The organism is Lentibacillus sp. JNUCC-1, from assembly GCF_009741735.1.
Taxonomy (GTDB): domain Bacteria; phylum Bacillota; class Bacilli; order Bacillales; family Amphibacillaceae; genus Lentibacillus_B.
The window spans coordinates 186,308-197,963 of record NZ_WHOH01000001.1 but is presented as its reverse complement, the minus strand read 5'-3'; the positions used below and the strand labels follow the sequence as shown (position 1 = coordinate 197,963).

Here is an 11,656-nt window from a genome sequence, read left to right as displayed (position 1 = left end):
CTTGATTTGATATAATACAGTTGAGGAGGTGAAATGGTGCCAACAATTTCTCTGAAAGTAGAATTGCTAAAGCCGACAATAGAAAAACAAAATGTGTATCAAACAATGACACAAACAAACACGGATTTCGCTAATTGGCTTTTAACTTATGACGATCTAAACAAAGCGACATCCAAAGTTTTCAAGCTGTTCTCATCCAACAAACAACTGCCCTCAGCAGTTGTTAATCAAACGATTCGGGACGTGAAAAGTCAAAAGAGACACCAAAAAGCGAAAAAATATAAACGGCTCTGGTGTGCTTTCAATAACCAAAACGCCAAAATAGAATATGACAGGCTTTATAAAATCAGCTTCCCGACACTTGAAAAACGTATCGGCGTGCCTTTGGTCGTCCGACCGTTTCAGCAAAAATGGCTCGATAAGATTTTAAACGGTGAAGCCAAACAAGGTACGGTTGACCTTTTTAAAAAGAGAGGACGCTGGTTTGTGACAATTGCCATTTCCTATGACGTAGAAAAAACGACCAATGAGAAGGTATTGGGTATTGACCTTGGGTTGAAAAACATCGCCACATGCAGTGTCGGCACGAAAAGTTTATTTTTTAAAGGCAATCAAATAGCCTTCAAAAGAAGAAGATTTTCTTCAAGAAGACGCAAGCTGGGCAAGCTGAAAAAACTTCAAGCTATCAAAAAATCAAAAGATAAAGAGTCCCTTTGGATGAGAGAAATGAATCATACCATATCCCGTCGAATCATACGGTTTGCCAGGTCCAACGGTGTTGGAATGATCAGAATGGAAGATTTGACAGGTATTCGCATGGCTAAATCAAAAAAAGAAGCAGGCAGAAACCTAAACAATTGGAGTTTCCATCAGCTTCAGACATTCATTCAGTATAAAGCAGAAATGGCAGGCATCACGGTTGAATATGTCGTGCCAAATTATACATCGCAAACATGTAAATGCGGAAATTGTGACAAGAAAAACCGCAATGGTTTGAGGTTCAAATGTAAAAAGTGCAGCTATAAAAACCACGCGGATTTAAATGCAAGCATCAATATCGCAAAAGCCCTGTCAGGCATCTCCAAACATAAACAAGTTATATAACTCGTGTACCGGTAACAGGTATACCGCCAATTGCGGTACAATTCATAACGCAGTTGGACGGGGCCATGGCAGCCCCCTTAACTTGAGGCTAGTTCAAAACCGAAAGGGACTGCGAACGTCTTAGCACTCGAGAATCCCACTGCTTTAGCTGTGGGAGTGTCAAAGTATTCTTCATGGATCGTTCTGGTGTTTATTAAAGGTAAGGGTCATTTAAAAATCGAGTTGGGTAAGAATGCTGATACGAGCCAGTTAGGTGCGTCTACTATTTCATTTATGCGTAAATCAACTGCAACACTGCAGAGCATATACGCCTCTTCATCTGTCACGCGATAGGTATCCACAATATGTTCAATCATATATCGAATCGCGTTCTGAGAAGCGGCATAGAGATCAGGACCATGGCCAGTTGTGACGTAATAGCCTTGACTGTCTGCTTCTGGTGTGGGCGGACCTGGAATTTCATAGCGCGGTTCTGCAATGGATTTTCCTTTATGCAGTTTAAAACGAATGGTGGTTTCCATAGATGCTTCAATGGCAGTGCCGCATACTTCACCATCGCCTTGAGCAGCATGGGTATCTCCAATGGAAAACAAAGCTCCTCCTACCCAGACAGGCAAATAAAGCTTTGTCCCTCGGGTTAAATGACGAATATCCATATTCCCACCATTCTGCCGCGGAGGAACAACACTGAAATTGCCTTCCTCAGGCAGGGCTACGCCTATCGTACCTGGAAAAGGCTTAATGGCAAGATTGATGCCGGGTAAAAATTCTGCAGTGTTTCGGCTAGCCAAATCAAAAGTTTTAATCGCAGGCTTTTGGAAGTCATCTGCAAGCAGTCCGAATCCAGGAATAATTGCTGTCCAACCCCAGTCAAGCTGCTTGAAGTCGAGCATTTCAATTTCAAGTGTATCACCTGGTTGTGCCCCTTTTACATATACCGGCCCGGCCACAGGATTGACTTTACCAAAATCAATATTTGCGACATCTTCGGCTGTTGATCGACGGTTAAACTGTCCACCGGAAGATTCGGTAATTTCGTAAGTGACGGTTTGGCCGGAATCAACCTCGGCAATTGGCTTGAAGTCTTTGTCCCATCCATAATGTTTATGAGAATTAAAGTCGTGAATGGTCATGTGCATATGGTTATGACTGTGAATTGACAAATACAACACACTCCTTAGGATAATATTAATCTAGTGAAGGATTCTTTTTCTTAATTGCAAAATAGATAGCAACAATACAGCCCACCGCGACCCAAGCCAATCCGAGCATCTTCGCTTGCGTGGCAAGGTTAATCCAGACGTACGCAATAATGATAAACCCAATTAAAGGTAATACCATGTGAGCAAAATAGTTACGGCTGCCATTCTTCAGCACATAGTGAACAAAAACACTTACATGTAAGAACATGAATGCTGTAAGTGCACCAAAGTTGATGAATGACGTTAATATACCAATATCTCCCATGAAAATCAAACCAATCACTACTGAAATCACAGCAACAACAAGAATACTTGCATATGGTGTTTTATGCTTAGGGTGCACCTTAGATAAAAACTTGGGTAGTTTTCGATCGCGCCCCATGCTGAACAGTACACGAGAAATGGCTACTTGAGCAACGAGGGCGTCCGCTATTCCCCATGCAAGCGCAGTTGCAATGGCGGTGAGAACACCAAGCCATTCACCGCCCGCAATAGTGGCTGTTTCATAGAATGCGGTTCCAATATCTTCAAAACTATTAAAATCTGGATAAATGAGGGCCGCAACCCAAGTTTGTACCATGAAAAGCACACCAACGATCAATAAAGAATAAACCGTTGCCTTTCCTATGGCTTTTGGTCCCCCAGCAGACTCCTCGGATAATGTTGATATCGCATCAAATCCAAGAAAACTGAGAACAGCGATTGATACAGCGCCCATAACGACACTCATACTGAATGTGTCAGGGTTGTATAATGGGTCAAATGAGAACGTAGCTCCATTAACACCAGTTGCAATTGCATGTATTCCTACCACAAGGAAAATAATCAAAACCATTAATTCAAACACAAGAAAGATCATATTTGTTCGGGCTGTAAATTTAATTCCGAAGTAGTTAATAACCGTGTTAATTAGTATGAAAAAAATAAGCCAGAACCATCCTGGAACAGCTGGCCACATTCCTGTCAGGGCTGTGGCACTTACAACATAAAGCAATGCAGGAACTAAAATATAATCCAGAAGAATTGCCCAACCAGCAATGAAGCCTACATACTGATTAATGCCACGGCCAGCATATGAATAGACCGAACCAGCCATTGGAAACGCTTCTGACATTCTGGCATAACTCCAAGCAGTGAAAATCATTCCTACCATTCCAATGAGGTAGGCGAGAGCAACCATACCGTGGGCTTCCACCATAACTTCACCGTAGATGCCGAATGGGGCAATGGGCACCATGAAAATAAGACCGTACACCAGCAGATCGCGAAATGACAACGTGCGGTGAAGCTCTTGCTGATAACCAAATTGTTCAAGCTTTTTACTCAAAATAAGACCCTCCCTTGGAATAATGAATTATGTCTAAGTGACAGGCCAACAGTTATAGTAATTCATATGAAGGAGGAACAAAAAAATGATTAAAGCTTTTAAAAGCGTTCATTACATAAAAAAAGCGAACAGTTATTGTTAACTGTCCGCTTTCTTACCACTTATTAGAGGGGTATTAATCATTTTCTGGTGAAAATTTCCGTTCGCCAAGTTCTTTTTCATAAAGGAAAAGAGCATTTTGGTCTTCGCTGATGCGGTTTAAGTAGTCAATATGCGTCTCGAACATCGCTTCTTCTTCAACTTGTTCATCCAAGAACCAGTTTAAGAAGGAGATGGTAGCGTGTTCTTTTTCTGCCCAAGCTAAGTCTGTTAAATCATAGAAGTTTTTCGTGACGCCTTTTTCCTGTTTTAAGGACGTTTCAAACGTATCTAATATCGAATTGAAGTCTGTCTTTGGGCTTTTTGTCCCGACGATTTTAACTTGAATGCCACGATCATTTAAATAGTCATATAGCTTCATAGCGTGAAAACGTTCTTCTTCAGCCTGTTGAAGATAGAAGTTGGCAAATCCAGAATAGCTATGATGTTCGCAATAAGCTGCCATGGCCAGGTATGCTTGTGCGGCATCGAGTTCATTGTTGACTTGATCGTTGAGTGCGTTCCCTAATTTTTCGCTAATCACATTAACATCCCCTTTATGAAAATTTGTTTCCAGCTTCAGTATAACTGATAAAAGGAAGGAATTCAGTATATAAGACCAATCAAAAGGCGGACCACCATAAATGACGATCCGCTTCATAATTTAAACGACTTTAAATTGATGCATTATAAATGGAAAGAACAGCCTTTTCTAGTTCAGCGTTAAATGCTTCATCAGACTGGTCCGCGTTCAGGTCCTGGCTCAATGCTCTTGAAAAGCTGGCAATCAGGCCATCATTCTTTTTGAGCATTTCATTCGCTTCGTCACGGCTGTAGCCGCCTGATAGCGCGACAACTCGCACAACATTTGGGTGGTCGATAAGTGTTTTATAAAGATTTGCTTTTGATGGAATGGTTAACTTCAGCATAACAAGCTGATCCTCTTTTAACGTATTCAGATGCTTGAGAATCTCATCTCTAAGCATTTCTTCAATCGATTCTTTGAGATCACTATTAATGTCCACTTCTGGTTCAATGATCGGTACGAGTCCAGCTTCAATGATTTGTTTGCCGACGTCAAATTGCTGATCCACGACATCTTTTATGCCATCTTTGTTAGGTTCCTTAATGACCGACCGCATTTTCGTGCCAAACATATTGCGTTCATTGGCACGTTTCAGAAGATCATCAAGACCAGGGTTCGGTTTCATGAGCTGAACCCCTTTTTCTTCATCAGCAAGACCTTTGTCCACTTTGATGAAAGGAACAATGCCTTTCTCATCCCAAAGGTAGTCTCCTGTGTATTTACCTTCAATCTTACTATCCATCGTTTGTTCAAATAAAATAGCTCCGAGGATGTGGTCTGGATTGAATGCAGGGGAGGTGATGATTCGTGTTCGCATCTCGTGGACAAGATCAAACATTTCATCTTCACTTGAATAAGAACTTTCCGGAACACCATATGCGGCGAGTGCTTTCGGTGTACTGCCACCGCTTTGGTCCAACGCTGCTATAAATCCATTTCCATTTTTAATTTTGTCAAATTGTTTTTGCTCCATGATCTCACTCCTTATTGATATTCAATCATCTTTTATTATCCCTAAGTACGTGCTGCATATTATATTGTATCATTAATGGGCTGGTTGTTCATAATCTACGCATTAAAAAGCCGTAAATGCGTGAAAACGAATAAAATAAACATGCTGGCTTTCAATAGTTGCCAGCATGTTTATAAGTAATGTTATTTCCAATAATTATTAGCTGCAGCTACAGTTTGGAAATGAACGGCAATAACCTGTGAGGCCATTGTAAGACTGTCGGCATTGTCTGCATATACAGGACGAAGTTTTTATCGGGTTTCAGCTGAAGGCTGGGTGTACCCCACGCCTTTTCGAGCTAGTTTAATGGCAAGTTCAAAACCTTCCTGTGGCGTCTCGGTTAATAAGCTAGGCAACCATTCAGACATTAAAGCATCTCTCTTCATCTTTCCTTTCAATATAAAATAATTTCATAATATATTCAATGATTTGAACTGGCTTTTTAATAAAAGGAAGATTTATGGTATAATCTGGAATGAATGATCATTCATTCTAAAAATGAGGGAGATGTTTGATTTGAAGGGAGAAGTGGTTATTATCACTGGAGGTTCCAGTGGTATGGGGAAGGCGATGGCGAAGCGGTGTGCTGAAGAAGGCGCGAATGTTGTGATTACTGGCCGCAATCACGAAAAGCTTCAGGAAGCCAAAGCTGAAATGGATGAGGTTGCCATTGGAGAAGTTGCAATCGTACAAATGGATGTGCGCCGTTCAGATGATGTTGACCGCATGGTACAAACGGCAGTCGAGAAGTTTGGCACAATTGACCATCTGGTGAATAATGCAGCAGGCAATTTTGTCGTTGCGGCTGAAGATCTTTCTGTGAATGGATGGAATTCTGTCATTGATATTGTGCTGAACGGTACATTTTATTGCAGTAGAGCTGTCGCTAATTACTGGATTAAAGAACAAAAGCAAGGTCATATTCTAAATATGGTTGCAACTTATGCGTGGGACGCCGGTGCGGGTGTTGTCCATAATGCTGCTGCCAAAGCAGGTGTTCTGAGCATGACCCGAACACTAGCGGTAGAATGGGGAAGTAAATATGGCATTCGTGTTAACGCCATCGCACCTGGACCGATTGAACGGACAGGCGGTGCCGAAAAACTTGCTCTTTCAGAAGAAATGGCCGAACGTACGCGTCTCTCTGTGCCATTAAAACGTTATGGCACACCTGAAGAAATAGCCGGCTTGGCCCATTTTCTAATGTCAAAAGACGCTGCCTATATCAATGGGGAAGTTGTCACAATGGACGGCGGACAATGGCTCAACCAATTTCCGTTTTAAATGGAGGAAGAACCATCGTCTATATAGGCGATGGTTCTCGTTTTGCATACTAAATTCATATTATGGTTTGCGGCAGAAAATGGTTTGCTGAGTTGTTTGTTCATTCATCTGAAAATATAAAATATCCCAGCCACGAAAGATTTCGAGCAACTCATTCGGCTTGAGCAAGAATTTTTCATTAATGGGCGTTTGTGAGGACTCATCATGCGTCTTATAATACGTTTCAAAAAATAAATATCCACCTGATTTAAGGCTCATTGTCATAAAAGGGAAGAGGGACCGATCGAGGTAATATGTTGATATAACCAGATCGTAGTTGTTCTCTCTGGAAGGAAGCGCATTTATGTTTTCCAAATCAGTTATGATTGGATACACAGACAAATTTTGTTGGGATTTTAGCAGTTGCATATGACGAACAGCAACGTCAGATAGATCCCACGCTTCAACCTCATACCCTAATCCAGTTAAAAATGTACTGTTAGCTCCCAATCCTGCTGCCAAATCAAGTGCAGTCCCGCCGGTTAAATAATCCTTCCAACTGACAAGCCGCTCGTTCGGGGACAACTTGGTGCCATCCTTCAGTATCTCTTCATGCTTTACATTCCATTTATCACGTGCGTTCAAAAATCATCACCCTGTTCCATTATCAGTAAAACAATATTTTTTAGCAACTTTTTAGTTAAAAGACTCGTCTATGAGACCGGATTACCAATTGTATTTCATTTCTAAAATGATACGATAGAATAAGAACAAAGACTTCCAAATAGAGAAGAGAGGGTTATAACGTGACTCATAATAGAATACTGGCAATTAGTGATATACATGGTGCACTTGACATGTTTGAGGTCCTTTTGGAGAAGGTGTCCTATGACCCTGCTCAGGATCAGTTGATTTTATTGGGAGATTATGTAGATCGCGGCCCTAATGCGTGTGGTGTTATCAATAAAGTTATGTCGTTGAAAGAGGAAGGGGCCATTGTTCTCAGGGGGAACCATGATGACATGCTTGTCACAACAGTTGAGGAAGAGCCTGGTGCATGGGAAAGGTGGAGCAGAAACGGCGCCAAAGAAACGTTGTTAAGTTATGAACCAGATATGGATCAACTGCATTTACCAGATTCAGAACTGTTTAAAAAACATGTCGCATTCCTTAAGCAGCTTGACTATTACTATGAAACTGACACACATATCTTTGTCCATGCAGGTGTGGTTCCAGGTCTCCCCTTAGAAGAAACAGATCCATTTGATCTTGTATGGATACGCGAGTCTTTCTTTCAGAAATACAAGGGCGATAAAATCGTCGTATTTGGACATACACCAACACCAATCCTTCATCAAAAACAAAACCGATACGATGTGTTCGTAGGCGAAAATAACATCGTTGGCATTGACGGTGGGGCGGTGTATGGAGGCCAGCTTAATTGTTTAGAGTTGCCTGGGAATAAAACATATTCAGTTCGGAATGATGGACGTTAGTAATGGGTTAAAGTGCCTGAACGCATGTTTACGATTCTTCTCGTGTGGAAAATAGAAACATATATAACCCCACACACTGGGAAGGCGGAACACATTATGCAAAAACATCTTAAACATGTCATCATCGGCGTTGCTGGCGGTGTAGTCCTGGCGCTCTTTCTACAAGTGATTCATTGGATAACCGGCAGTAACGCATATATATTATTATATAATGTGGATTACATCCCTATATTGAAGGAGACGGATAATGAGGTACTTGTAGGAATCCTCTTTCATTTCGTGTTTTGCATTGCAAGTGTTGCGCTGCTCTACCCGATTTTGAATTATGTTTCTCTTGAAGACAGCCTATGGGCCTATGTTTTTATTTATACTGGAGGCAGTGGTCTTCTGTATTCTTTAACAGGCTTAACCGAACGCCCCCACAACTGGGAGACATGACAGCTTGGTTTTATTGGACGCTGGCTCACTTCATTTACAGTTTAATTGTTGGCTGGCTTGTGATTCATTGGAAAAACAAACCTTCTAAGCAAAAAGAAGCGCCTTCTGAGGAACATATTTCGCTTTGATAATTACGGGTTTTAGAATCTGTATGGCGGGAAAACTTAAATTACAAGGACAACCATTCGAAAAAGGAGTTTTGTCAGATGAATACGTACACAGTTGTGCCAAATGTAGATGCAACCGCTTGGATTGTAAAGCTTGAGGATGTTGCGCCAGAAAAAGAATATGAATCTGAAGATAAAGCTGTTGCTGCAGCAGAAGAAATGGCTCAGGCCAATAGTCCAAGTATGGTTCAAATTTTGGACAAGTACCATAAAGTTACAGATGAAAAAAGGTTTTAAATCCACTTAAAAAAGTGAAGGTTCAAATCTATGGACCTTCACTTTTTTGTTTTTTGCTTATGAGTGACCAAGGCGTTTCCGCTTTTGTTCTTGTAAAGCACACCCCTATCCAGAGTACATATATTGTATAAAAGCTTAATGGGGAGGGAACGTCTTGTACGGATCAAACTATCCGAATTATGGCTGTAACATATTTAATCATTCCCCTTTTTGGAGAATTCCTTACCCTGAGGTCGATACCCAATATTTTCAGCAGGCGGCATTAACATTTCAAGCACTTATGGAAGACGCCAGTCAATTAACAAATGCATTGGCTGATAATACAAATTTAGCACATGACATTATGGCAAACGCCCAAGAAAATAATTTACAACGCGTTGAAGAATTGGTTCAATCAACTGGGGTTAAAGGAAAGGTTGACGTGCGGTATAATCCGGATGGCATTCATTTTGAAATGTCCTCACACGTTTCAGGTGTTGATTGCTGCAAGCCTAATATGGCGATTAATTGGCGTTGACCACATTAAATCAAAACAGGCACTTTAAATAGAAAAGTGCCTGTTTGTTGTTAACTCATTTTTTCAAGAATGCTGTTTGGAGCAATCACGCTCTGTAACTGATAAATCGGGATCGGGAACATGGGGGCACCCACATAATGGGGGGTTATTTCCAATGGCTGGTAAAATACGACAAGTGTTTGATCTGCAATATAATAAGATTGGTTACGTTTAACACTCGGGTAAGTGTCTAGGAGGGTAATATCACGTTCTTTGATTTGTTTTTGAATAAGAGAAGATATGAGTCGTTTATAATCACTTCCCCGTGCAAATAAGTCATGGAACGAAATAATCTCTCCTGTTGTCGTATCAAAAGTCAGTGCTTGTAATACTGTAAGCCCGTTAGCGTGCTGAGGGGCAATGGCATAGTTGGTCAAAACCAGACTCAGTATGTTGCGTTCGTTTGTTTTAATTTCAAATGTGCCGGTCATCTCAGCAAATTGCTGAACTTGCTGCTGATGATACTGGGTTTGAATAAGGTTCATAACATTGTGGTAGATGCTCTCATTAATTGCATTCTGAACAGGAGCATTTTGCAAACCACTGATGTACGGAACATATACGGTCAAGCCCGGCTGGGACATAACCCGTGCCTGAACAACTGCAGGTAAAGCTGGTGAAGTCATTAGAATCATCCTTTTTAATCGTTTGGAATTATCCTATGCATCACCGATGAAAATGTCCTGCAACCTCGAAGCTTAAAACCTCCGCTCAAATGTCCCTTGCTCCATAACGCCTTTTCGGGCATATACCATCAAAACAACGGCAACAATGCTTTCAGCCACGGGCAGTGATAGCCAAATCCCATTAATTCCAAAGAAATAGGGCAGAATTAACAACATGAGAATTAACAGTATAAACCCCCTGAATACTGTAATCCCAACAGATGGTTTGATATATCCAATGGACTGGTAATAGGTCATATAAATGAAATTGATCCCCATAAATACATAGCCAAGAAAGAACAAATGGATGCCGGTTGCAGCCATATCAGCAATAGTATCAGAAGCCACACCAAAAATGGAAACAAGAAAATCAGCTCCGAAAAACCCAATCAGAATAAAGAGGGCACCCAGAGACAGAACCGTCAATTCAGAAATCCGAATGGTGGACTTGATCATCTCTGGTTTTCTGGCGCCGTAATAGTAGCTGATCATGGGCTGTATGGTTGATCCAATTCCGAGAAAGGCCAAAAACATGAAGGCGTGTAAATAATTGATGACTGAAAAAGCAGCAAGCCCATTTGTGCCGATATAATAGGCCATGGCCACATTGTAACCCATCACAAATACACCCATCCCAACTTCCGAAAGAAACCCCGGAAAGCCAATTCTCATAATTGCCCAGGTTGTGCTTTTTTGAAACGAAAGTTTGACCAGCTTGAGACCTGATCCTTTCTTGAAAAAATGGATGCAATAGATTAAAAGCCCTATAGCTGTGGCGATGACGGTTGCAAGTGCCGCACCTTTCACTTCAAGCCCTAGAATAAAAATCATCCAATAGTTCAGGGCAATATTGATGAGAGCTGTTGCCACCAGACCCGTCATGGCGAGCTGTGGATCTCCGTCATTTCTGATAAATATACTGATCACTGCTTCAAGGGCAATAATCAAGGCGGCGTAAAATAAGATGCTCATATAATCAAGAACATATGGCATTGTTTCTGCATTAGCCCCGAACAAAGAAGCTAACGGCTCGATAAACAAAATGCACAAAACGGATGTTACAATTGTGATTCCAATTGTCAATACCATAGATAACGTAAAGATTTGCTTGGCTTTTTCTTCATTTTCTTCCCCGATCGCAATGGAGTAAAGCGTACCGCCCCAAGCCCAATAAGAAGGGCGAGTGAGATGATAATCGACCAAACCGGCACAGCGATGTTGACACTGGCAAGTGCGACTGATCCAATGCCGTTTCCAACGAAAATTCCATCAATTACAATGTTAACGGACATTAGCATCATACCGATTAAAGTCGGAATAAAATATTGAAAAAAACTTTTAGCTGCGGACTGTGATCCCAGCTTTTCATTAACCATTCCCATAGCCTTCGCCCAATAGCTCATTTATATTTAAATAGTATCAGGTTTAGACAACCCGCCAAGCAAGAGAATCTGACATATATGTA

Annotated in this window: 14 protein-coding genes and 2 pseudogenes; 7 read left to right on the top strand and 9 right to left on the bottom strand. The window is 41.2% G+C overall.

All coding sequences use genetic code 11. The features are described from left to right. The first annotated feature begins 36 nt into the window (after positions 1-36). Complete coding sequence (locus JNUCC1_RS01010; protein ID WP_331713708.1) at positions 37-1,104, top strand: RNA-guided endonuclease InsQ/TnpB family protein; 1,068 nt, start codon at positions 37-39, stop codon at positions 1,102-1,104. Positions 1,105-1,310: 206 nt separating this feature from the next. On the opposite strand, the gene JNUCC1_RS01005 is transcribed toward JNUCC1_RS01010, so the two are convergent. From JNUCC1_RS01005 to JNUCC1_RS00985, 5 genes and pseudogenes are all read right to left on the bottom strand, one after another. Further along, positions 1,311-2,276, bottom strand: a complete 966-nt coding sequence (locus JNUCC1_RS01005) for an acetamidase/formamidase family protein (protein ID WP_331713543.1) — start codon at positions 2,274-2,276, stop codon at positions 1,311-1,313. Positions 2,277-2,292: 16 nt separating this feature from the next. Next, positions 2,293-3,633 (bottom strand): APC family permease, encoded by a 1,341-nt coding sequence (locus JNUCC1_RS01000; RefSeq protein ID WP_231746929.1) that lies wholly within the window; start codon positions 3,631-3,633, stop codon positions 2,293-2,295. Between the two features lie 175 nt (positions 3,634-3,808). Continuing rightward, positions 3,809-4,315: a ferritin gene (locus JNUCC1_RS00995; RefSeq protein WP_331713542.1), complete on the bottom strand. Its 507-nt coding sequence runs from the start codon at positions 4,313-4,315 to the stop codon at positions 3,809-3,811. 130 nt (positions 4,316-4,445) lie between these two features. After that, positions 4,446-5,330 carry a fructose bisphosphate aldolase gene (locus JNUCC1_RS00990; protein WP_156643607.1) on the bottom strand — a complete coding sequence of 295 codons (885 nt, stop codon included), beginning with the start codon at positions 5,328-5,330 and terminating at the stop codon, positions 4,446-4,448. A gap of 182 nt (positions 5,331-5,512) precedes the next feature. Beyond that, positions 5,513-5,737, bottom strand: a pseudogene (locus JNUCC1_RS00985) (hexameric tyrosine-coordinated heme protein). Between the two features lie 148 nt (positions 5,738-5,885). Here JNUCC1_RS00985 and fadH point away from each other — a divergent pair. Next, positions 5,886-6,653: a 2,4-dienoyl-CoA reductase gene (gene fadH / locus JNUCC1_RS00980; RefSeq protein ID WP_156643606.1), complete on the top strand. Its 768-nt coding sequence runs from the start codon at positions 5,886-5,888 to the stop codon at positions 6,651-6,653. Positions 6,654-6,713: 60 nt separating this feature from the next. On the opposite strand, the gene JNUCC1_RS00975 is transcribed toward fadH, so the two are convergent. Further along, complete coding sequence (locus JNUCC1_RS00975; RefSeq protein ID WP_156643605.1) at positions 6,714-7,277, bottom strand: methyltransferase domain-containing protein; 564 nt, start codon at positions 7,275-7,277, stop codon at positions 6,714-6,716. 161 nt (positions 7,278-7,438) lie between these two features. Between JNUCC1_RS00975 and JNUCC1_RS00970 the strand changes: the two genes are divergently transcribed. The 5 genes from JNUCC1_RS00970 to JNUCC1_RS00955 all read left to right on the top strand — a co-directional run bounded on the left by JNUCC1_RS00970 (position 7,439) and on the right by JNUCC1_RS00955 (position 9,487). Further along, positions 7,439-8,128: a metallophosphoesterase family protein gene (locus tag JNUCC1_RS00970; RefSeq protein ID WP_331713541.1), complete on the top strand. Its 690-nt coding sequence runs from the start codon at positions 7,439-7,441 to the stop codon at positions 8,126-8,128. 96 nt (positions 8,129-8,224) lie between these two features. Next, positions 8,225-8,566, top strand: a complete 342-nt coding sequence (locus JNUCC1_RS00965) for a hypothetical protein (protein ID WP_156643604.1) — start codon at positions 8,225-8,227, stop codon at positions 8,564-8,566. Continuing rightward, a complete protein-coding gene (locus JNUCC1_RS18895; protein ID WP_269448125.1) occupies positions 8,563-8,694 on the top strand; it encodes a hypothetical protein in 132 nt (43 codons plus the stop codon). The genes JNUCC1_RS00965 and JNUCC1_RS18895 overlap by 4 nt, the downstream gene beginning before the upstream one ends. A gap of 78 nt (positions 8,695-8,772) precedes the next feature. Then, positions 8,773-8,970: a DUF2188 domain-containing protein gene (locus tag JNUCC1_RS00960; protein ID WP_156643603.1), complete on the top strand. Its 198-nt coding sequence runs from the start codon at positions 8,773-8,775 to the stop codon at positions 8,968-8,970. Between the two features lie 154 nt (positions 8,971-9,124). Beyond that, complete coding sequence (locus JNUCC1_RS00955) at positions 9,125-9,487, top strand: hypothetical protein (RefSeq protein WP_156643602.1); 363 nt, start codon at positions 9,125-9,127, stop codon at positions 9,485-9,487. Between the two features lie 50 nt (positions 9,488-9,537). Here the strand turns inward: JNUCC1_RS00955 and JNUCC1_RS00950 are convergent, their stop codons facing one another. The 3 genes and pseudogenes from JNUCC1_RS00950 to JNUCC1_RS18380 all read right to left on the bottom strand — a co-directional run. After that, complete coding sequence (locus JNUCC1_RS00950; protein WP_197431588.1) at positions 9,538-10,152, bottom strand: DUF3298 and DUF4163 domain-containing protein; 615 nt, start codon at positions 10,150-10,152, stop codon at positions 9,538-9,540. Positions 10,153-10,224: 72 nt separating this feature from the next. After that, positions 10,225-10,791, bottom strand: a complete 567-nt coding sequence (locus JNUCC1_RS18385; protein ID WP_231784123.1) for an MATE family efflux transporter — start codon at positions 10,789-10,791, stop codon at positions 10,225-10,227. A gap of 291 nt (positions 10,792-11,082) precedes the next feature. Further along, a pseudogene (locus JNUCC1_RS18380) lies at positions 11,083-11,483 on the bottom strand (MATE family efflux transporter); the annotation flags it as partial. Between the last annotated feature and the right edge of the window lie 173 nt (positions 11,484-11,656).